This is a genomic window from Sulfodiicoccus acidiphilus (assembly GCF_003967175.1).
GTDB lineage: Archaea > Thermoproteota > Thermoprotei_A > Sulfolobales > Sulfolobaceae > Sulfodiicoccus > Sulfodiicoccus acidiphilus.
In genome coordinates, this window is sequence record NZ_AP018553.1 from 2,202,970 (window position 1) to 2,224,419 (window position 21,450).

Sequence of the window (21,450 nt, forward strand, 5' to 3'; positions counted from 1 at the left end):
AGTTAGTCTGGGCTTTTTATAGATGGGATCTATGAATGATCATTTACTTCGTGAGACATGGAGAGTCGGAGGCAAACATTAAGGGGATTTACCCTACCGACTCCACCCCCCTTACTTCACGAGGAGTAGATCAAGCAAGGACTGTCGGCAAGGTCCTAAGGTCAATTAAGGTAGACTCTGTCATCTCCAGTCCCGCCCTGAGGGCGACACAGACTGCTGAACAGATAGCTCAGGAGCTAGGGCTTAAAGTGGAAGTGGACGATAGATTTAGGGAAGTAGGTCTTGGTTCACTTCAAGGAAAGAGCCTGAGCGTTTCGCCAGAGAGGGACGTGGAGTTGATGGACGAATACTACGGCGATGGAGCGAAGTATGGAATAGAGAAACTGAACCAGCTCCAAGTGCGCATACTTTCTGGAGTGACGGAGATCCACTCTACGGGTAAGAAAATTGTGGTGATAGTCTCGCATCAGGCCCCGATAAGGGCCGCAATTGCCCTTGCGCTAGGAAGTGCTGGAAAGTGGCTTGCTAGAATTCCTGTAGAGAATGCCTCTATCTCCATCATGAAGTTCGACGGTGGAAGGTTCTCCTTGGCTTGTGTGAACTGGAAACCTGTTGAGATGTACTCGTGATCTAGCGTTCAACTTAGCGAGGAGGTGAAGGTCGCTCGAGGTGCCCCCTCTGGAGCGTCGTTAGACGTTAAGGTGGATAAGTCTGTAAACCACCCCGTCCTCACGGGCGGGGCTTCGGGGTTTCCGGTACCCTTCGCGGTGCACCTTCATCCCCCCTTCGGGTTGTTTACCTACCCCCGACCCGTACCTCTCGTTGAGGCACGGGCTACGTTGATCGACGCGTTCAAGTCGCGGTTACGTACCACACCGCACTTACGTCTGTATTCCCTTCCGTCCGTGCGGGCAACGTGCCCGCATCTGTGACAAGTTCTTGATGTTCTAGGACTACGTTTAGTTCATGCCTCTTCTCTTCATTAGGGTTTAGGATTTTTCCTCGTATTGCTATCTTTACTTCAGCTTTCAGGGAACGTCCCAGATCTTTTCATGTCTGTTTTGATATTTACACTTATACTCCCCGCCCGTAAGGGCGGGGTCTCTGGTGAGTAAGATGAAAAACTAAGTTTGTCACATCATTAACTAGCCCGCCTAAGCTCTCATCTGATAACTCGCATGATCCCTTACTCAGATGTAAAGGAGGGAAAGCGACCTCGATCTGAGAATTAGCCAGAGTATAGCGATTGCCAGCACCAAGCTCGCCACAACTATAGACAAACCAAAGGCGTAGATTAAGTACAGCACGACGAAGTCCGCGACAACCAAGGGGAGGTAGCGGAGGATGAAGTCGAAGGGTCTCATGAACAGGATTCCCTTGCCAGAGAGGAGCGAACGTATTGATGTAAAGAGGAGGAGAGCTGAAGAGGCCACGTAAAACGGCGCAAACTCCAGTTCTAGAACCTGAGACGCTGCTAATGACGCCAACGCGAACACCATGTAAACTAACGTGATGAAGACGATCTTCCCGGCAAAGAGCTTCCTCAACCCATCATTAACAGAGACCATGAGAGGAAGACCCTTGACGTCAGTGAAGACAGTTAACCCAGGGACGAAAGTGAATAGAGATATACCATAATAGATCCCGTAAACTGAAAATCCGCGTTCCAATACGAAGACCGATAACAGCCCTAGAACTGGAGCTGCGAGTATTCCACTCGCTTGGGGAACCTTCACCGCTCCAATCATCTCTTTCTTTATTAACGCAACCAGCAACGATCTCTTCCTCAACCTTGTTTCGCTCATGGAAGACTTCACCCTCTGGACCTCGTAGAACCCGTTTACTGACCTGTAGGCCAGGTAAACAAGAAGGGCCGCGTAGAGGAGAGAAAGGGGAAAGCCCTCACTGAAGAGGAAAGGGGCCACCGGGAGAAGAAACGGAGAGAGAGAGCTACTACTCAAGGTGAACTCGGGGATGAGGAAAGCCGATAGAAAGAGGACGACTGCAACCAAGGTCCTCACTACACCTAAGGAGCCGACTCTAGTTCCCAAGAAGAAGGAGAGAGTCACCGCGAGGGAAAGGAAGAAGATCGACTGCAGGAATGCCTGCAGCGTGAACAGTGATGGACCGGTGAGGAGGAACTCTATCAGTGTAGGCAACAAGAGTACAGCGCCGAAGGGAACGTCAAACATCCTTAAGACTGAAGTCAGAAGGGCCATGTTAACCTGCTCCCTACTCATGGGAAGCTGAACCAACACTTCCCTGAGGTTACTGTTCTTCAATCCGTAAACTACATTTATTCCATAATTCATCAACATGGCGAACGTGAAGAAGGTGGCGACGTAAAGTTCCTTGATACCCTCACTCCTGCTCACACTTGCCAACAACAGACTGGGGAGAGAGAGTACTACAAAGACGAGGGTAGTGGTGAGCTTCATCATAACCTGCTGTCTATAGAGGTTTGACATCCTGAAGCTACGTCTAAGGCCGAAGCTGGAACTCGTATAGGCGGTGAAGAGTATCTGGCGCTGTATCGCATTGGTGAGCTTACTCAAGACCCTTGAGTACCTCCCTGAGGCTTTCGTCTAGGCCGGTAGTTGTTAGGAAGAAGTCCTCCAGGCTCTCTCCGTGTTCCCTTAAGGTGGAAGGAGTGGTTTCGCTCACTAACTTCCCCCTGTTTATTATGCCTATCCTTGTGCACATCTTCTCGGCTATCTCCATAACGTGTGTTGAGAACAGCACTGTCCCCCCTCCTCTAACCTGGTTGGTAACTATTTCCTTCAGAAGTTTAGCTGAGAAGACGTCGAGGCCGTTGAAAGCCTCATCGAGTATGAGAAGCTTCGGCGAGTGCATGAGAGCCAGAACTATGGCAACTTTCTGTCTAGTCCCCATAGAGAGTGTATAGAGAGGTTGGTCAACGTTGGAGAGATTGAAGGCCTCCACCAGTTTTTGAGCTGTACTAAGGTCGTTCAGACCCCTCAATGCTGCCATGAACTCTATCAACTCCTTGGGTTTCATGTACTCAAAGAACGCCACTTGTTCCGGCACATACCCTATGAGGTTCTTAACTACAGGTTCTTTGGCGTTGACGCCATAAACTTCTATATATCCCTCGTAAGGGACGGCATCCATTATGGCCTTCACAGTGCTCGTCTTCCCCGCACCGTTAGGGCCGAGTAGACAGTAGACCTCTCCCTTCGCCTGAAATGTCAATCCGTCCACGGCAAGGACGTCACCGTATCTCACCTTAAGGGCCTCGACCTTAAGCACCTGTCACAATTACCTAGCTACCCTAATATTGTTTTGCGAAAGTTTAATACGAACCTTCCTTCACTGACCTAGTGAAACCTAGGACGTTGGGGTTGGTTGCCCTTATTGTCATAGTACTGGGGATCGTGCTGTTCGTTTATGCTGGCTATCTGACTACAACGTCCACAGTACTTCCTCACTCTCCTGCAGCGTCTCTCATCCTTAAACCGGGATCGGGGACTTACTTCCCTGCTACCTTCAACTTTACCTACACCATAGTGAGCCTGATAAGCAACTCGAGCTCTCCCTTCAGTGTCTCGGTGGAAAACGTGAGCTCACTGGTAAGGGAAGAATTCGTCCAGAACGCATATTTGCTAGTGTTAGGGAGAAATGCAGTAGGGCTAAAGGTGGAGGACAACCTGTCTTATCCTATAGAGCTCAACTACACCTACACTCCTCTGACTAGTGCTGTCGAGGGCCAATTCACTGCCATAGCCGCGTCAGCTTTCTTATCCATTGCCGCGTTAATAGTAGGTGGCATAGTGGGCCTAGTGGCCCTCGCTCTATACTTAAGGAAAAGGTGATGATCCCAGCGCTCCCTGATCGATGAGGAGGAGTTCGATCTCTGAGGGCTATCGATTAGTGAATTGGATAGAAATTGCACCTATAAGGTGTATCCTTGAACTCCACACCTGCAAACTTACCCCGCCCTCACGGATGGGGTGTCCTCGTGGTAGGGATTTCCTACTTCTTTCCCTCACCTTGCCCAGTCCTGAACTTTGGATCGTCCCAGTCCGATCGGTCGGTACATATGACGTTGGATGGGCAGTGGTGTTCCTTGATGACGTTCGCTTGGAGGCGTCTCGGCGACTCACTCCGTCTATGACTGCCATCGAGATGTTGTCTTGCGGGCTGGTAATGTGAACTACCCCGCCCTCGCGGACGGGGCATCTCCCGGTGGGGATTTCCTGCTTCCCGGAGGAAGCTCGATCTCCTTACGTAGCGGAGGTTCAGTGGAACCTTTCTGTGAACAGTACGGAAGGGGGATCACGGAGGGTTTCCTCTCCACGGGCGTGAGTTCCCCCGGTCCCGAGGGTGCGACCCAGCTCTCACAGTAGAGGTCTTAGAAATAGTATTTTGATGACCGTAAAGAGGTTTACATAAGGGGGCTGTCCGTCCCCCACCTTATGGTAGAGGTCTTCCGCTTCCTTTGGACCCCCAATTATAAAACCTTGAGAAGACAAGGAAATGAAGGGATTGAGTTCGCTAAAGTGGACCACAGTAGACGAGTTGGAATTAGACGAAAAAGTGAAGGGCATCCTTAAGGAGAGAGGTGTGATTAGACTTAACCCTGTACAGACCGAGGCGATCAAGAAGGGATTACTAAAGGGTAAAAGGCTTCTAGTAGCTTCTCCCACAGCATCGGGTAAGACGCTAGTTGCAGAGCTCGGGATGATATCACATGTAACTAACGGAGGAAAGGCGGTTTACGTAGTACCTCTGAGGGCATTGGCACAGGAGAAGTACGATACGTTAAAGAGTTGGGAGAAACTAGGAGTCAAGGTAGGGATCACGTCCGGAGACTATGATAGTGATGACGAGTGGCTCAGGTACTACGACATTGTGGTGTCCACATACGAGAAACTTGACTCTCTCTGGAGAAGGAGGGCAACGTGGCTGTCCCAAGTGAACTACTATGTCCTAGACGAGGTTCACTACATCAACGATGGAGAGAGGGGGCCCGTGATAGAGGGCATAACAATAAGGTCTAAGAGAGCCGGAAACTTGCTGGCGCTCAGTGCCACCGTGAGTAACTACGTCGAGATTGCCGACTGGCTGGGGGCAGAACCGGTGGTCATTGACTGGAGGCCTGTCAAGTTGAGGGAGGGGGTTCTTTTTCCAGAAGGGAGAAGATTTAGGGTCCAGTTCGATGATGGTTCGATCGAGACGGTAAAGGGGGTAGACCCCATAGTAGCATTCACCCTGAGGTCGATCGAGGCCGGAGGGCAGGTGCTCATATTTAGGAACTCTAGGAGGAACGCTGAGGCAACTGCTAGAAGGGTGGCCGAGTTCTTAGACGAGACTGAGAACGACCTGACGTCGGCCCTAAATGAAGAGGACGTAGTGAACGAGGAACGGGAAGGGCTAGAACCACTGTTAAGGAGGGGGGTTGCATACCATCACGCTGGCCTAAGTAAAAGAACTAGGGACCTTATAGAATCGGCGTTCAGAACTAGGAGGCTTAAGGTGATAGCTGCTACTCCAACTCTAGCTGCTGGAGTCAACCTACCAGCCAGAACTGTGATAATAGGTGACTACCACAGATACAACAGGAAGGTGCTTGGTTTTCAGGAGGAGATACCAGTAATGGAGTACAAACAGATGAGTGGGAGAGCTGGTAGACCTGGCTTCGACGACAGTGGGGAGGCGGTGATAGTTGTGAGGAACGCTAGAGAGGCAGAGAGAGTGATGAAGAAGTACGTCCTTTCACAACCGGAGGAACTCAAGTCAAGGTTGGGGTCAGAATTAGCTTTCTTCTCCTTCGTATTGGGCGTGTTAGCGTCTGACGGCCCCCTGACAGAGATGGAGTTGAGGAAGTTCGCCTCGGAATCCCTGATGACGCGAGAGGTGTTAGAAAGGTACCTAGATAGGGCCATCAACTGGTTGACTGAGAGAGAGTTCGTGAAGTTGGGGAGAAAGCTTTCTCTAACTTCCTTCGGAAGGAGAGTAGCCGACCTCTACGTTAACCCGTTCACCGCGGATCTAATAAAGGAAAAGTTGACGAAGAGCGAGTTGGGATGCAATTTGGCTTACCTTCAGTTGCTGGCGTCCACCCCTGATGCTCCAGTGGTATCGGTTGGAAGGTATGAGGAGGATCGTTTATACGACGAACTAGACTGTGAGCTCATGGTGGAGGAACCCGAGGACGAGACAGAGAGGTACGAATTTCTGTCCTCCTTGAAGGTAGGTCTAATAGTGAGGGATTGGATAAACGAGGAGCCGGAAGAGAAGATCTTGGAGACCTACAACGTGGGAAGCGGTGATCTAAATGCCGTGGTAGAAACGATGGACTGGCTTACATACAGTGGTCATCACGTCTGTAACGTGCTCGGGCTAAGTGAACATGCGAAGAGACTGAGTCTACTAAACGCTAGAGTCAAGGATGGAGTGTCGGAGGAACTTCTAGACCTTGTGAAAATAAGGGGGGTGGGGAGGAAAAGGGCTAGGCTCCTTTACGACAGTGGAGTGAGGAGTGTGTTGGACGTTTTAGCTAACCCAGAGAAAGTGAAGTCGATACTGGGGGCTAGGCTGGGGGAGAGCGTGATTGAACAGGCTGCAAGAGCTCTTACTGGACTTCATAAGTAGAAAAGAAGGAGAAGAAGTGAGAGTCTCCTCCGATGAACAGACGCTTAGGGAGTTCTCCCTTATTCTGAAGGCGTTGGGACAGGAAGTAGAGTTCAAGAAGGGGGAATTAAGGTACGTCAAGAAAACCAGGCTCTCATAGATACGACGATAAGCTACGCATCCTCGCGGAGGAGGCTATTAGTTTCGTACCATCACCTCGACATAAACGATATGACTGCTGAATGAGGTGAGGTACCTGGGTGGCTTCTAGCGTTTCTACTTTAGGATTCATCCGTTGCTCAGAGAGTGTCCATACATGAACCATTACCTAGGCACGTCTAGACACTTCCTACTTGGCGTCGAGACGGATCGGCAGAGCCGGATTCGAGCTAGTAAAAGGGGACTACTATCTCCATGGGGTCTACTATCCGTTCCCTACTCCGTCCAACGTGAATTCACACCGCTCTGACGGACGGGGCTTCCCGCCTCGCGATGGGTTCCTGCTTCTTCGCCCTACCTCCCCCAACGGCTAGAGGGTTCCACAGGAGAGGGCCTTCCTGGCCCCGATCTCGATCGGTCGGTGCCCATGAAGGGCCGTCGAATGGGGCGGAGGCGTACTTCGCGGACCCTCGCTTCGACGCCTCTCGGTGACCATCGTTAATGTGATCTCTACAAACGTTATTTAAATATGGGGGCTGTCCGTCCCCCACCTTATGGTAGGGGTTTCCCCAACCACCATTGAACATAAAGTGATTGTGCAGACACAAGACTAATGGGTTCTTAGGTAGGACTTTCTTTACTGATTGTGAAACCAGAGATCTCCCTAGATGAGCCCTTCTTAGAAAAAGGAAGACCATAATTTGCGGTAGTCAACAGTTTCCGATAAGTCGTAAAATTTATATTATTGTTGGCAAACAGGACGACAACCCCACCAGATGGAGTGTAATTATCTCAACTAGGTATGGTGGAAAACTGAAGACATACGGTTCTATCTACAGCTGTGACGTACCACGGGTGTAGGTCTGGGTCATCCCGCTAAGGGGGCGGAGGATCATGAATGGGTTCCCCCCAAGACTCTGGTGAAGTTCAAGGGCCGAGGATCGACCTCGAATATCATGAAATCCTAAGAAGCCCAAACCTCCAGAATCCCCTTACTTTATAACCTAACAACCGGAAACTACCACCACATTGCTTTCAGTGATTTTGGTTGTCATAGAAGCCCTCTTAGCTCTCTTTGTTTCGTGGTTGGTTGCCTCTATTCCAGTCTGGGTGGGAGCTAAGCTCTTCTCAGCTTCGGCTTCTATAGGAAAAGCCATGGTAGCGACTTTGGTGGCGTTGATAGTCTTCTTCCTGTTAGTTACGATAACATCCCCTCTTCTATCTACCTTCAGTCTGGTGGTGGGCTTTTTGGGCGTTTTACTAGTATTCAAAGCCATTTTCAGTGTCGGATGGGGGGGAGCCCTAGGAATAGCGTTCTTTGCGACTTTGGTGGCGTTCGCCCTAGTTTTCCTTTTAGGACTCATGAGTGTGTTTCTACATCCATCCATTATTCATCATATACCTTGAAATAGAAAGCCGTTTAGTTAGTCATATTTTAGGAGCTAAAGAACGAAAGGAAACTGATGAAGTTGGCATTAGGAGGTGGGAGACCTGATTTTTAACCCACTTCTCGAGAAACATTGAGTGGAGTTTCAACTGAGAGCTCTTCGTAACGGCTTTCTAGCTGGTGTTTTCCTCTGGTGGTTTCCACTGGTGGGACCCTCGATAACCGGTCTAGTTATAGGTTTCACTTCAAGGCGCAATCCAACCTCTTGGCTCTCGGCAGCCTTGGTGTCGGTTACGCTTTCTATATTCACTACGTTGGTTTACGTTTATATTGTAAAGATACCTTTACTTGGGAACTTTCTACCCTTCGTGGTGGTTCTCTTCAACGCCTTAGGGTCCTCTATTTGTGTGAGCTTAGCCTACCTTATACCTAGAAGGGCCACTTTCAGTTCCATAACTCCCACTGGAGTGGTTACTGAGTTCTACGTGAGTAACCTGGAAGAGTTGGAGATGGTACTTTCCAACTACGTTGACTTGTCCACTTGCTCACAACCTCGCTATACTATGAAAGAAGATAGAATGGAGGTCAAGAGAAGCTGTCAGGGTTTCGAACTCTCTTACCAAGTAACGAGGGAGGGATCGGGATACAGAGTGAAACTTAGTGTGAGTCCGTCCTAATTTTCACACTCGTATTTCTGAGCCAGATTCCCCTTATCTAGATTTATCTCCCCTAGGGTTTAAGGGGGAGGAAGCCCCTCCCGTGAGGACGGTCTCATTCGAATATCAACCTTGATGACACTACATCTGACACCGGCACGGACTAAGTGATCGGTTAGAGACCTCTGTCGAAGCTCGGGTAAATCAGGTGCACCTACGCGCCAACTAACGGTCCCATGCGGGCCACAATCGAGTTCACACTGGGCCTGGACGGCCTTCCTGCCCTGAAGCTTTAGCCTCCACCGTTGGGCTAGGTGTTCGACGAGGCAAGAAGCCCCCGTCAGGATAAGGGTAGTCCACAGAAAGGCTATGAGTTGAAAAGTCTTTTTGCTCGTACCCAGAAGTCTGAGAGCTGAGTTACGGTAAGAGCAAAATACTATGGTGGTTTATGTAAAGTTTACAAGTTTTTTCCACCTCTCCTTAAATTTTAATGTGAATCAGTTTAGATTATGAGGGGCACGTTAGCGGTCCGGTGTCCTGGTGCTGACTTAGTAAACAGGATATACGACAATTCAAAATCTCATTTAGAGGTAAAACATGTCCCCCTCAGATCTATTTCCTCCCTCAGTAATCTCGTGAAGTTTCTCGTTAAGGGAGGGGAAAAGGTGTTGGTAGTGGTCCCGTCCGATTATGAATCAAACTTACATGTTGAGGCCACAGTCCTATTATGCGATGAGTTGAAGGATGAGGCGGTGATCTTGATATGGAGGTGACAAATTCACGCTTCCTCTAACTCTCAGCCACACGCTCGTCTTTCTCCTTTCTCTCACCTTCTTACTGATATTTTGGTTAGGATATAACCAAGAGTCTAAGCGTCTTGCTCAATTGGAGAAGAAAGTAACATTAGCGAGGACAAGCGAGTTCCTCAAGTCAGTAATGGACCTCTTCACAGATAGCGAGACTTCAACCTTGCTCGAGGAAGCCGTGAACTACTACACGGTGGTGAAGTCCAAGGATAGATCTGAGGTCGTAGTTGACGCCGTTTCGGAGAGGATTGGGAAGATAATAGCAGAGATTGATAGTGTGTTATCGAAGGCAAAGGCTGTGGACCAAGTAAACCAAGAAATGTACAAGTTCAGGTTAGTTGCCAAGTTCATGGGTGCCCTACTCATTTCGGGGGTGGTTCTAGGGGTGGTTTCTCTCCTAATCCCTCCCTACTTAGCTCAGTTCAGCCTTTATCTCTACGGGTTGCTCACTTTTTATGTAGCCATGGCGCTGACGTTTCTAAGCTACTTGCTCTACAAACAACATCATATCAGGGCCTTCTTGAGGAGGATCTCTTCTGGCACCTAAAGGTTTGAAACCCTCATTCTTTTCGACACCGGTGGAAAAGTTGAATGGTAGCGTTACATAATTTAACCTATGTTCGGTATAGAGTAAGTGCTAGTCTACGTGGCCTTCGAGGACGGAGAATCGTTCTCAATATCTGATAATGGAGTGATTAAGAAAGCTAAGGGAAACCCCTCTGTTTTAGTCGTAAGAGAGTTGAAGCAAGAGATGTTTTCCTTTGCTATAACACAGAAGGTGAAACTGTTCCAGTGTCAAGATGAGAGAGAGCAATGCTTAGAGAAACTTGTGAGAGTTCTCTTTCCGTATTGTAAATCATGTAAATTCCAGTAAATACCTATGAATGTCCTGAGTTTCTCGTTCCAGAACTCACCCTCGAATCATATATCTCGTTATCCTCAGCGAACCCAATAGTTTGTATCGTCCGTTCTAGTGGACTTAAACTGTGGAGCGTAAAAAGCAATGTTGGTAGGCTTACGAATGTATAAAAATTTTTAATAGTTTCTTATTAAACTTTTTAATTAACTTAATGGAACGTCACCTAGAACAGGGTTCAACGAGATAGGAGATGAGAATCATTTGTCCCGCGAATTCTCAGATATTTCAAGGTGAACTCTTAAGAGCGTTCTTTGACCGGCAATGACCAATAAATATTGAAGACGGTCTCGTACCAAACTCGTGCCTAACATTACGTAGAAAGCTATCAGTCTCCTAGCGAAGTTCTCCGTATTTCCATTCCTATGACCTCTGAGCCTCATTCTCAATTATGTAATTAGCGATAAGATGAAAGTTGAAAACGGTGGATCGCTGTATAGCTCAGAGCAAACTTCATGCCACTAGTTGTTCCTAACGTTTCTCTGGAGACCTTCAAACCTTTTCACCGTCCTCCTGTGAGTAGATGTTTTAGAGCCTAAATAGTTCGGAGGTAAAAATTTTAGTCTATAACTATTATTCTTCACTGTGGTCATGGTTGGTCGAGTATAAGTGGATTGCACTCTCCAACACCACGATTGGGGTGCTGATGGCCAGTATAAACGGGACGATAATCTTGATCTCCCTACCCGCGATCTTCAGGGGCATAGCAATAAATCCGCTTACGTCGTTTCAATATCTCCTCTGGCTTCTGTTCGGATATAACATAGTTACTGCAACACTCTTGGTCACCTTTGGCAGGCTGTCCGACATGTATGGCAGAGTGAGACTCTATAACCTAGGCTTTGCGATATTCACTGCGGGCTCGATCCTCCTATTTCTCACTCCTAACAGTGGCGATACTGGGGCCCTCGAACTGATAATCTTCAGAATAGTCCAGGGAATAGGCGGGGCCTTCCTTTTCGCTAACAGTGCGGCCATAATTACCGACGCTTTCCCATACAACCAGAGGGGGACCGCCCTAGGAATAAACCAAATAGCAGCCTTGGCAGGTTCTTTAGTCGGCCTGATCCTCGGGGGTATCTTAGCCACCATATACTGGAGGTATGTGTTCCTCGTAAGTGTCCCAGTTGGGATACTTGGAACTGTGTGGTCTTACCTAAAGCTAAAGGAGACCTCAACTAGAGTGAAGCAGAAGTTGGACGTCTGGGGAAACGTGACCTTCGCGGCTGGACTAACCTTCCTCCTCCTTGGAGTAACCTACGGACTCCTACCCTATGGGTCATCCATCATGGGCTGGGGAGATCCTTGGGTAATTGCATCCATGGTGGCCGGTGTGGGACTCCTAGTGGCTTTCCCCTTCGTGGAGTCACACGTGGAGCAACCCATGTTCAGGCTGGAGCTGTTCAAAATAAGGATGTTCGCCGCGGGAAACATAGCGGGTTTCCTTAGGTCCGTAGCTTACGGAGGAGTGATGATAATGTTGATCATTCTTTTGCAGGGAATATGGTTGCCGCTCCACGGTTACAGTTATCAATCCACTCCCTTCTGGGCCGGAGTCTATACTATACCACTCCTCGTCGGATTCGTAGTGATGGGCCCTATAAGTGGTAGACTGTCGGACAAGTACGGGGCGAGGGGTTTCGCCACCGCTGGGATGTTCATAGTGATGGTCTCGCTGCTGGCGCTCTCCACTCTCCCCTACGACTTTAACTATTTAGAGTTCGCAACCATACTATTCGTAATGGGATTGGGCAATGGGTTGTTTTCGTCTCCAAACACCGCGTCCATAATGAATGCTGTCCCCCGGCAGCACAGGGGGGCTGCCTCCGGAATGAGGGCAACCCTCCAAAACTCAGGGCAAACGGTCAGTTTAGCCATTTTCTTTACGATCATAATAACTTCACTGGCAGGCTCGCTACCGTCGGCTTTAGCTGCCGCTGTCAGTTCCTACCATCTTCCAGCATTGACATATGCGATGGAGCACATCTCTCCGACTGGAGCTCTCTTCGCGGCCTTCCTAGGTTACAACCCAGTTGGTGCTATCCTCCAGTCCCTCCCATCATCTACGGTCTCCACCCTTTCTACCAACACGATCGCATACCTGACAAGCAACACCTTCTTTCCTACAGCAATAGCACCGAGTTTCATGAACGCTCTGAGACTATCGTTCTACATCGCGTCGGCCATGGCAGTAGTGGCGGCCGTAGCTTCTCTACTCAGAGGGAAGAGGTTCGTTTACGAGGAAAGCCAGATGGAGGGAGCAGCGAGGACTGAAGGGAGAACGGGTGAAAGGAATGGAAGGACTTGACGCGTTAAAGATATGGGACGATCTTTTCAGATCCTTCAAGAGGGTCTTGAGAGAGGCCGAGAAGAAAATATCTGCAGTAGGCCTAACGTGGACAGAATTCAGGATTCTATCACTCATCTGTGGCGAACCTAAGTCAATGGCTACCTTGGCCAACGAAACTATGCTGAGCCCAGCCGCTATCACCAGTCTGATCGATAAACTGGAATCCCAAGGTTACGCTAAGAGGATTAGGTGTGCTACAGACAGGCGATTAGTGAAGGTGGAGTTAACGGAAGAGGGTTTGGCACTCCTGTCCAAGGCGAGGGAAATTCAAAGGGCATACATCGAGTCAATCTTACCCTCGCTCGCTCAAGAACTACAGGACGTACTTATGGAAATAAACGAGTGGGAGAGAAAGCGGCCCGCTCAACAATTACAAGAAAAAGGATTAAAGCTATCTGAGTGAGAGTAGCTCTTCGTTCTTCACTTTGTCACTCGGCCTCCACCCGGCTCCGTACGCTATCCCGCTTCCGACCCCTGTCACTAAGAGGTTTATGGCAAGGGCCAATAGCGCTATATATATCGGTCCCAGCGGAGTGTTGTAAACTGACGAAATCAGAGGGCCGAACTTATTCGCGTAGAGTTCCATCAGAATGCCCGAAAGCACTCCTAGGCCCCAACCCGCCAGAGCGGACTTCGGTTCTAACTTGTTGGTGTACAAGGGCAAGAATACTGCCGGTAAAGTTTGCGTAACTAGGACACCTCCAAGTAGCTGCAGTTGTATTGCGTATGTGGCTGGGACAACGAATACGAAGGCCAGAGCAACGAACTTGAAGACAGTGGATATTATCTTAGCCAAGGCAGTCTCTGTCTTAGGTTTGAGTTTGGCGAACTCCCCTATTACGTTCCTCACGAACAAGTTCGCCACCGCTATTGCCATTATAGCTGCAGGTACCAGACCTCCAACAAATATTCCCAAGAATGCTATGCCTACAAACCAATCAGGCATGGTGTAGGCTATTAGAGCGGGAACAGTTAAGGCCCCGTTGTGGAAGTGAAGGACCAGATCTAAGGCTCCGGGAACCGAGTAAACTAGGATCCCGAAGAGAACTATTATCGCGAGCCCTATCCCGTAAATAGGTAAGAGGGAAGTTCCAAGCTTCAGTTTATCTCTGTCCTGTGAGCTCAACGCACCGTTTATAGCGTGAGGATACAGGTAGAGCGCCAAGGAGCTTCCTATAGCGAGAGAAAGGAACGCTGCGGCCAATTTGGAGTTGGGTATGTCTAGGTAAGGTATGGCTCCTGACGCTTTATTGAGTGCCTTATTGACAGTCGGTGAGAGTAGGCTGGCCTGCTGGAAAGCGTGAGCGAATCCACCAGTAGTCAATGGCACTACCACTATTACGACAACCACAGTGAGGAGGATTAGTACATCCTTAAACACCCCGTGAGCACCGCTCCCCTCAGTCCACTAGTTATGGTGTACGCCGCTAGGACTACGAATGCTATGATTAACGCTATCTCAGTTATCTCCTTTGCAGATGCTGCAAGGTTGAGGCCCAGGAGAAGAACTGTGAGCACGGCCTCTAGTCCAACTATCTGTAACGCTATGTAAGGCAATTCTGCCACTATTCCCGTTAGTGCGACAGCTACAGCGAGGCTCCTACTGTTCATCCTCTCTTTAATGAAGTCTGACGCTGTGACGTATCCCCTATTACGGGAGACCGTCCACAACCTAGGCATGGTGAGAAGCGCTACACCGAAGGACGTGCCCACGTAAGGGACAGCGAACCAGTAAAGGGAGCCCTTCGCTAAGTAGCCAGATGGCACAGCTATGAAGGTATAAGCGGTGAATAGGTCAGCTCCTAGGAGGAACCATACCAACAGAGCTCCGAACCTCCTCCCACCTAGCCCCCACTCGTTGAGAGAGCTCAGGTCCCCTCTCCTGAACCTAGAAGCGAGGAACCCCAATAGCACAAAAACTACGAAGAGTCCTACGAATACCCCCAACGTAACTGAGTCCACGTTCACGGCCTACCCCTCGTGATGAGAGAAGCTATTACGTAAAGTACTCCAGCCACTACGAGGAGGACCATTTCGTACCAATAGAAAAAAGGTAATCCTCCCAATGAGGGTTGAACACCGTCGTAGGTGCTTATGAGTCCATACAGTAAAAACGGTAATAGACATAGAACCACATATGCTACGCTTCTACCGTTCATCAATGTTTGGAGGAAGACTATCCTTAAATAACTTACTTTTTCAAAAGTGGGGGTTGAGGTGACCCGCCCACGGCGACCCTCATTTAAACGTCAGTTTTTGGACAATATATTAACGACAGTCACCGACGCGTTAAGCGTAACCTAACCCATGACGTAGGGCTCCGCCCCACTTACCGACCTCACCATTTGTCAATCTCGGAACCTTCGCCCTTCAGGGTGGGGAGGAGGTTAGCCATAACTGCTTTCTGTCCTCATGTAAGACGCCGACTTGCTGCTGCCGCCTCTACGTACTTTCCAGGATTAAGGATTCCCTCTGGGTCGAAGAGCCTCTTAATCCCGAGCATTAGGGACAGGACCCTCTCCCCGTTACTTCTGAGGACTTGTTCCCTCATGACGTTCACCTTCTGCACTCCCACACCGTGTTCGCCGGTAACTGATCCGCCCATTTCCACGGCCATCCTCGCCACTTCCTCAAACAGTTGGGTGGCCGACGCATCTTCCCTTACCATTATGTTGGGATGGAGGTTCCCGTCTCCTATGTGAGCGATAACTGGCATTCTGACCCCATACTTAGTCTCCATCTGTTTCAGTTTCATCATGGCCTCAGGCAACTTAGATACGGGAACTACTACGTCCTCTGCCAAGAACTTGGCTCCGGCGGCCTCGGCCTTAAGAGCTATCGCAGCCTGAGCCCTCAATGAGTAGAGCTTCTCCGCTTCCTCACCCTCGGCCATCACTAACTCCTGCGAGTTTACCTTAACCACGTTTAACACGTCGTCTAGCTGATCCTCTTCGACAGCTATCAGGAGGACTCCCCCCTCAGATTCCTTAAGTCCAGCTGACAGGTGTCTGTTCAGGGCCTTGATCACGTCTACGTCCATGTACTCCGAGAATTCAGGGAGCACTCTAGCCTTCCTTAGCCCCAATATCACGTTGGCTGCGGCTTCGCTATCCCTTAGGAACGCCATCACGGTGATCACCTTTTTTCTAGGCAATGGAGTGATCCTAAGCCACGCCTCGGTCAACACTCCGAGAGTTCCCTCACTACCCACCATAAGATGGACTAGGTCGTAGCCGGCCCTGTTTTTCCTTAAAGGTTCCCCAAGCTTCACAGCAGTCCCGTCGGCCAACACCACTCTGACTGCAAGTACCCACTCCTTGAACGACCCATATTTCACGGCCCTCATCCCACCAGAGCCCTCCACTACCGCACCTCCCACCGAGCATAGGAACGAACTCGCTGGGTCTGGAGGAAGAAAGAAACCCTTTCTCTCCAGTTCTTCGTTTAGCCTAGCTAAGTTCACTCCGGGTTGCACTCTCACGTACCAGTCCACATCGTTTATCTCGAGGATCTTGTCCATCTTCGAAAGGTCTAGTAAGATGCACCCTTCACAACTCGTAGCACCGGTCAAACTTGTCCCCGCTCCCCAAGGCACTAGGGGGATTCTCCTCTCCCTGGCATACTTCACCACCCTTACCACGTCCTCTTCGCTCCTTGCGTAGACGATCAGGGTTGGACGGAGCTTGTAGCCTGCGAAGTCTTCCCTCTCCCTTTCCTCTACCTCAAGCCCCTCAAGATCCATAGTACTAACTAAATTGAGATATTAAAAACGTTCAGAGTTTCCATCTCTCCCTGAGGTGGTACTTTGTCTCTTCTAGAGATCTCGTGAACTTCATCTTCACTTCACTCTTCGACTCTTTGGGTCTCGGCTCCTCTGGCTTTCTCTCCACTCCCCTAACGAAAGCTGGTAGACCTCTACGTAACCCAACTGAATAGCCTCCCTCCAACACCGCGAACCACCTCCTCTTTTCCCTTAGTCCACCCAGAGCCTCAAAGGAGGCCTCGGTGAATTCAAGGGAAGCTAATCCGTCCCCAGAGAAGCCGTCGAAGCCAGCCGAGAACCCAACTACGTCTGGTTTGAACTGATCAAGGAGAGACTGGATGAACGGAATTACCTCTAGGACGAGATCGTCTCCTCCACCGGGCGGGAACAGGATGTTAACCTTGGTGCCTTTACCTTCTCCGTCTCCTGTCTCGAAGGGAAAACCAGTTCCAGGGTAGATCGTGCTAGGATCTTGATGCAGGTCAATGTGAAGGACCTTAGGGTCCAAATAGAAGATCTCTTGCGTTCCGTTACCGTGATGGACATCGAAGTCTATTATCGCAACTCTTCCTTCCGCTTTGGAGGCGGCGTAGGCTATATTGTTAAATATGCAGAAGCCCTGAGTTGGAGCTCCCATCGCCCTTCCATATCTTCCAGCGTGATGTCCGGGAGGCCTCACTAAAGCTATCCCCTCTACTTTATATGCGGTGAAAGCTCCCCCTAGAGCCATCAGGGCGGATTCGTAGGTGAACCTATTAGTGTAGGTGTCAATATCTATTTGCTCTTCAGCCTCAGAGGCCCTTCTCACCATTTCGACGTAAGTCCCGTCATGCACCTCTAGGGGATCTCCAGCTCCCTCCGGACTCAACACCTCCACCTCACCTAAGGCATCTAAGGCCAGCTCTAACCTCGTGCTATTCTCTATGTGAGGAAAGTGGGGTGGATCGTGTTTGGAGTAGATCGAAGAGTAAACTACCTTCATATTCATCGGGCTGCCCTTGCGAGTTATAGGGATTTGGGCCTATGGTTCTGCTTGCTGTTCAGAAGCTCTCATTTAGTCACCTCTGGCTACGAAAGGCCTGCGTTTACTCACGGTCAACCCTTTATTTTATCGGGGGACGAGGGGAAGGGATACAACTTCCGTGAGGATGGATAGCCCCCATATTTAAATAACGTTTGTAGAGATCACATTAACGATGGTCACCGAGAGGCGTCGAAGCGAGGGTCCGCGAAGTACGCCTCCGCCCCATTCGACGGCCCTTCATGGGCACCGACAGATCGGACTGGGACGATCCAGAGTTTAGAACTGGGCAAGGTGAGTGAAAGGAGCAGGAAATCTCTATCGCTAGGTGAGAAGCCCCGTCCGTCAGAGCTGTGTGAGTTAACCAACCAGTGAGTAAGTAGGGGTCAGACTTTCCTAGGGTTTCATGGAATTTCGTATCGACCCTCGTCTTCATACTCCTTGTCCCGCTCCCCAAGCCTAGGTTAGGGAGTGTGGACTACCAGCCGCGATATAGGGAGTCTGATCTAACCCGTTTTCCTCAGGTTGCTCCTCGAGTCCATAGTAGAGTTCTCCTCTACGTGATAATATTAACGTAAAAGTTTATAAAACTCAGATTATTGAAATCACTTAGGTTCTAACGTTATCCCAGTTAATCCCTAGGGTACTACGAACTCCGAGGAACACGAAAAAGTGGTGGGGGAAAGGCGCACGGCACCGGCTCGCTTGATAGCGTTAAAAGGACTAGGCTCGCTAAATCACATCAAATGACAAAAAATTTACAGCTTATCGGAAACTGTCGGCAACGGCACTAGTTGCGGAGAATGAAACAGGAGTCTGAAGTTACTATTTTAATCAAGATTAAAGATAAAAAGCTATGTTGCTTAAGCAAATTGTGTAAAGGACGGCAGGCTAGAGTTCATAAAGTGAACGTTCTCACTCAAGGTAAGCCCTAGCTTGTAGTTTTCACTGGAGTTACTAGGGGAGTGTTGAAAGCCGAGGAGGGCTAGGGCTATTGCGGCTGGGATCGGGACTAGACTAGCGTTAATATATTCTCGTTGCCTAGAGAGTATGATTACGGTTACTGGGGCTGAGCCTAACAACCTCTCCACCTTAGAGGCCTCACTTACGTTCCTAGGGAGACCTACAATAATGTAAGTGTGAGTTCCACTAGTTACCAACACCTCGTGGCCAAACTCTTTAGGAATAGTGGCCATGGCCACCATAGGCTCTCCATCGACCACCACCCCGGTCACATTAATAGGTCCACCTCTGAGGGAAACATTTACCTCCATCATCATTAACGGTACGGTCGAGTAGTTAGTTGGCACAAGCGAGACCCAGCCTACTCCCACTCCCACCATATGCTCCCTTGGAGTATGGGAGGATATCATGAATAATCCCAAACCTGCTAGAACGACGGCCACAATCAGCAACAGGACGGGCAAGTTACGCATTTCGCTATCTAAGAACACTCCAATAAAAATGGAGCAGTTCTCAGGAAAGGCCCAACCTCTTAGAGAGAGTGATTATCCCTTCCTTGAGTCCCAGTCCCAGTCTGGTTCCTTCGTCTACCTCCTCCTCTGTGACGATCCCTTCTCTAATTAACCATTTCCCTTCTTCGAACGCAGGTCTAACAATTTCCTTCGGATCTGGTCCTCCCCCTACCATCATAATCCTGGGTCTAGAGGCCCAGTTGTAGAATCCGGCACCGCTCTTGGTGCCTTTCTTTCCCTCCTTAACTAAGGTCTCCACTGGTGGGCATTCTAGCCTAAGTCCCCTCTTTGCTACTTCCTTACTTATGCTTAGATTGAGGTCTAGGCCGGTGTAGTCGAGGAGCATGAAAATACCCATAGGAAACCCGAGCTCGTAGTATGCGACGGAATCTATCTGTTCCACAGTGTACTTACCTAGTAGTCCACACGCAGCGTTGAATATCCTGAAAAGTATCCTATTGACCACGAAACCTGGAACGTCCTTCCTAACGGGCAGGGGGGTCTTTCCCAACCCCCTCACAATATCTATCGCACGGTTAAAGTAAATCGGCCCGGTATTGTCTCCCCTTATAACTTCTACTAACGGCATCAAGACAGGGGGATTGAAAAAGTGCATTCCAACGAACCTCGCCGGCATTCTAACTGCCCTAGAAAGCTCGGTGATAGGTATGGAGCTAGTGTTGCTCGCTATAATCGATTCGTCATTTGCCTCTTCCGAGGCCTTCCTTAGAACGTCGATCTTAACGTTGAAGTCTTCGAACACAGCCTCTAAGATCAGGTCGTCTCCCCTTACAGCCTCTACTCCAGGCAGGACCTCTATCCTCGACATCACCTCTTCGACGTCCTTGACCTTCCCTTTCTCGGTAAGCTTTTCTACAGACCACCTGATATTCCTTAGGGCCTTCTCTATTTGCGACTTATCCACGTCGAAGATGCCCACTCGATGTCCAGCTAGGGCGAAGACCTCTGCTATGCCTGATCCCATCTGACCTGCACCTAAAACCCCTACCTTCATCCCTTCACCACCCTCTTGGCCTTTCCCTCATACCTAGGCAGAGCTCCAGGTTCTACGAACTCCACCTCGACGTTAACGAATGTCGCCGCACTCAACTTGGATTTAACTACTCTCCTGAGCTCTTCTGAAGGCCTGGAGCATTCCACTCTTAGCTTGAGTGAGGGGGTATTGTCGGAAACTAGGAGCTGGTGCTCACCCAACTCGGGGAAGCTCATGACTATCTCGGCCACAGCAGTTGGATAAACCTTTACTCCCTTGTAAAATATAACGTCGTCGATCCTACCTTTCATGATTGATATACGAGGGTAAGGAAGGTCGTCTGGCTCCTCGAGCTTGGTCTCGTCTCTAGTTCTGTACCTAAGGAGAGGCACGGCTTCTCTATTCAGGGTCGTAAGTGCTATTTCACCTTCCTCTCCTTCGCTCAACACCTCCCCTGTTTCCGGATCCACTACCTCCACCACGAAGTGGTCAGTCCAAATGTGCATCCAAGCGTGGCGATCCTCTGGGCACTCCTGAGCTACACCAGGACCCATGACCTCGGTGAGGCCGTAGATCTCCCTGGCCGCTTCTTTCAAATCTAGTTCTCTTTCTATCCTAGATAGAGTCTCTGGAGTCATTGCTTCAGCCCCTGGGATAACTAGTCTCAGGTCCAGTTTTTAGACCTTCTTTTCTCACCCTCTCAGCGATAACCAGCTCGTAGGAAGGGGTGCCAGTTATTACTGTGGCCTTGAAGTCGACCATGGCCTTTATTAGGGCCTCGGTCCTTCCGGCTCCCCATGGTATCACCTTAGCTCCTATCCTCTGGCCCTCCATGTGCAGACCTATGCCTCCCGTGAAAAGTCCGTAGCCGTAGACGTTAGCTATCACGTCATTGTTCGTTACTCCTGCAGTCCTTAGGCATCTAGCCACTAGGTCCCTCCAAGTTTCCACGTCCTTCGCGGTGTAGGCCCCCACGCTCGGGACGCCTGTCGTCCCGCTTGTCATGTGCCATCCCACTAGCTCCTCGAAGGGTACGGCGAGGAATTCTCCGCCATAAGGGTACCCATCCCTCCTGAGTTCTTCCTTAGTCGTGAAGGGTAACTTGTGGAGGTCGCTCGGACTTCTCAGTTCGTCCGGCGAAAGTCTGGCCTCCTTCATCCTCCTTCTATAGAACGGACTGGAGTTCCAGACCCTCTCCACTAAGGCCCTAAACCGACTTAACTGGACCTTCTCGATCTCCTTCACGCTCAGTCCCTGCGGATCGGTCTCATCCACCGTGAAATATCGTCTAAAGCAAAACAATAAAGTTTCCATAAAAAGGGGGAGGCT

At 49.7% G+C, this 21,450-nt stretch carries 17 protein-coding genes and 3 pseudogenes; 10 read left to right on the top strand and 10 right to left on the bottom strand.

Features of this window, described 5'->3' with window-relative positions; translation table 11 throughout:
• Window positions 1–35 precede the first annotated feature (35 nt).
• The gene (locus HS1genome_RS11060; protein ID WP_126451104.1) at window positions 36–629 is read left to right on the top strand and encodes a histidine phosphatase family protein; all 594 of its coding nucleotides are present in this window, start codon (window positions 36–38) and stop codon (window positions 627–629) included.
• Window positions 630–799: 170 nt separating this feature from the next.
• Here the strand turns inward: HS1genome_RS11060 and HS1genome_RS12910 are convergent.
• The 3 genes and pseudogenes from HS1genome_RS12910 to HS1genome_RS11075 all read right to left on the bottom strand — a co-directional run.
• Window positions 800–934: pseudogene (locus tag HS1genome_RS12910) on the bottom strand (zinc ribbon domain-containing protein); the annotation flags it as partial.
• A gap of 256 nt (window positions 935–1,190) precedes the next feature.
• Window positions 1,191–2,555: a hypothetical protein gene (locus tag HS1genome_RS11070; protein WP_126451105.1), complete on the bottom strand. Its 1,365-nt coding sequence runs from the start codon at window positions 2,553–2,555 to the stop codon at window positions 1,191–1,193.
• Complete coding sequence (locus HS1genome_RS11075; protein ID WP_126451106.1) at window positions 2,548–3,270, bottom strand: ABC transporter ATP-binding protein; 723 nt, start codon at window positions 3,268–3,270, stop codon at window positions 2,548–2,550. The genes HS1genome_RS11070 and HS1genome_RS11075 overlap by 8 nt, the downstream gene beginning before the upstream one ends.
• 71 nt (window positions 3,271–3,341) lie before the next feature.
• Between HS1genome_RS11075 and HS1genome_RS11080 the strand changes: the two genes are divergently transcribed.
• The 9 genes from HS1genome_RS11080 to HS1genome_RS11125 all read left to right on the top strand — a co-directional run bounded on the left by HS1genome_RS11080 (window position 3,342) and on the right by HS1genome_RS11125 (window position 13,271).
• Window positions 3,342–3,833 (top strand): hypothetical protein, encoded by a 492-nt coding sequence (locus HS1genome_RS11080; protein WP_126451107.1) that lies wholly within the window; start codon window positions 3,342–3,344, stop codon window positions 3,831–3,833.
• Between the two features lie 673 nt (window positions 3,834–4,506).
• Window positions 4,507–6,615, top strand: coding sequence for a DEAD/DEAH box helicase (locus HS1genome_RS11085; protein ID WP_126451108.1), 2,109 nt, complete (start codon window positions 4,507–4,509; stop codon window positions 6,613–6,615).
• Window positions 6,575–6,754, top strand: a complete 180-nt coding sequence (locus HS1genome_RS11090) for a hypothetical protein (RefSeq protein ID WP_126451109.1) — start codon at window positions 6,575–6,577, stop codon at window positions 6,752–6,754. The genes HS1genome_RS11085 and HS1genome_RS11090 overlap by 41 nt, the downstream gene beginning before the upstream one ends.
• 1,028 nt (window positions 6,755–7,782) lie before the next feature.
• Window positions 7,783–8,160, top strand: coding sequence for a hypothetical protein (locus HS1genome_RS11095; RefSeq protein ID WP_126451110.1), 378 nt, complete (start codon window positions 7,783–7,785; stop codon window positions 8,158–8,160).
• Between the two features lie 117 nt (window positions 8,161–8,277).
• Window positions 8,278–8,817, top strand: coding sequence for a hypothetical protein (locus HS1genome_RS11100; RefSeq protein WP_126451111.1), 540 nt, complete (start codon window positions 8,278–8,280; stop codon window positions 8,815–8,817).
• A gap of 488 nt (window positions 8,818–9,305) precedes the next feature.
• The gene (locus HS1genome_RS11105) at window positions 9,306–9,569 is read left to right on the top strand and encodes a hypothetical protein (RefSeq protein WP_126451112.1); all 264 of its coding nucleotides are present in this window, start codon (window positions 9,306–9,308) and stop codon (window positions 9,567–9,569) included.
• 112 nt (window positions 9,570–9,681) lie between these two features.
• Window positions 9,682–10,149, top strand: a complete 468-nt coding sequence (locus tag HS1genome_RS11110; RefSeq protein ID WP_126451113.1) for a hypothetical protein — start codon at window positions 9,682–9,684, stop codon at window positions 10,147–10,149.
• 964 nt (window positions 10,150–11,113) lie between these two features.
• Window positions 11,114–12,826 carry an MFS transporter gene (locus HS1genome_RS11120; RefSeq protein ID WP_126451115.1) on the top strand — a complete coding sequence of 571 codons (1,713 nt, stop codon included), beginning with the start codon at window positions 11,114–11,116 and terminating at the stop codon, window positions 12,824–12,826.
• Window positions 12,813–13,271 (top strand): MarR family winged helix-turn-helix transcriptional regulator, encoded by a 459-nt coding sequence (locus HS1genome_RS11125; protein WP_126451116.1) that lies wholly within the window; start codon window positions 12,813–12,815, stop codon window positions 13,269–13,271. The genes HS1genome_RS11120 and HS1genome_RS11125 overlap by 14 nt, the downstream gene beginning before the upstream one ends.
• On the opposite strand, the pseudogene HS1genome_RS11130 reads toward HS1genome_RS11125, so the two are convergent.
• The 7 genes and pseudogenes from HS1genome_RS11130 to HS1genome_RS11160 form a co-directional block, all read right to left on the bottom strand.
• Window positions 13,260–14,836: pseudogene (locus HS1genome_RS11130) on the bottom strand (sodium:solute symporter family protein). The gene HS1genome_RS11125 and the pseudogene HS1genome_RS11130 sit on opposite strands and share 12 nt — an antisense overlap.
• The gene (locus tag HS1genome_RS11135; protein ID WP_126451117.1) at window positions 14,833–15,027 is read right to left on the bottom strand and encodes a DUF3311 domain-containing protein; all 195 of its coding nucleotides are present in this window, start codon (window positions 15,025–15,027) and stop codon (window positions 14,833–14,835) included. Before HS1genome_RS11135 ends, HS1genome_RS11130 begins: the two are co-directional and overlap by 4 nt.
• Before the next feature lie 251 nt (window positions 15,028–15,278).
• Window positions 15,279–16,610: an FAD-binding oxidoreductase gene (locus HS1genome_RS11140; protein WP_126451118.1), complete on the bottom strand. Its 1,332-nt coding sequence runs from the start codon at window positions 16,608–16,610 to the stop codon at window positions 15,279–15,281.
• 31 nt (window positions 16,611–16,641) lie between these two features.
• A complete protein-coding gene (locus tag HS1genome_RS11145; protein ID WP_126451119.1) occupies window positions 16,642–17,613 on the bottom strand; it encodes a histone deacetylase family protein in 972 nt (323 codons plus the stop codon).
• 902 nt (window positions 17,614–18,515) lie between these two features.
• Window positions 18,516–19,088 carry a hypothetical protein gene (locus tag HS1genome_RS11150; RefSeq protein ID WP_126451120.1) on the bottom strand — a complete coding sequence of 191 codons (573 nt, stop codon included), beginning with the start codon at window positions 19,086–19,088 and terminating at the stop codon, window positions 18,516–18,518.
• Window positions 19,089–19,128: 40 nt separating this feature from the next.
• Window positions 19,129–20,142 (bottom strand): 3-hydroxyacyl-CoA dehydrogenase, encoded by a 1,014-nt coding sequence (locus tag HS1genome_RS11155; RefSeq protein WP_126451121.1) that lies wholly within the window; start codon window positions 20,140–20,142, stop codon window positions 19,129–19,131.
• Window positions 20,139–21,435: pseudogene (locus HS1genome_RS11160) on the bottom strand (phenylacetate--CoA ligase family protein). The gene HS1genome_RS11155 and the pseudogene HS1genome_RS11160 overlap by 4 nt, the downstream one beginning before the upstream one ends.
• Between the last annotated feature and the right edge of the window lie 15 nt (window positions 21,436–21,450).

What these genes read in the sequence shown, in the direction of transcription:
- HS1genome_RS11150 (WP_126451120.1), bottom strand. Translation starts at nt 19,088, where the DNA reads ATGCGTAACTTGCCCGTCCTGTTGCTGATTGTGGCCGTCGTTCTAGCA.
- HS1genome_RS11140 (WP_126451118.1), bottom strand. Translation starts at nt 16,610, where the DNA reads ATGGATCTTGAGGGGCTTGAGGTAGAGGAAAGGGAGAGGGAAGACTTC.
- HS1genome_RS11145 (WP_126451119.1), bottom strand. Translation starts at nt 17,613, where the DNA reads ATGAAGGTAGTTTACTCTTCGATCTACTCCAAACACGATCCACCCCAC.
- HS1genome_RS11060 (WP_126451104.1), top strand. Translation starts at nt 36, where the DNA reads ATGATCATTTACTTCGTGAGACATGGAGAGTCGGAGGCAAACATTAAG.
- HS1genome_RS11135 (WP_126451117.1), bottom strand. Translation starts at nt 15,027, where the DNA reads ATGAACGGTAGAAGCGTAGCATATGTGGTTCTATGTCTATTACCGTTT.
- HS1genome_RS11125 (WP_126451116.1), top strand. Translation starts at nt 12,813, where the DNA reads ATGGAAGGACTTGACGCGTTAAAGATATGGGACGATCTTTTCAGATCC.
- HS1genome_RS11105 (WP_126451112.1), top strand. Translation starts at nt 9,306, where the DNA reads ATGAGGGGCACGTTAGCGGTCCGGTGTCCTGGTGCTGACTTAGTAAAC.
- HS1genome_RS11155 (WP_126451121.1), bottom strand. Translation starts at nt 20,142, where the DNA reads ATGAAGGTAGGGGTTTTAGGTGCAGGTCAGATGGGATCAGGCATAGCA.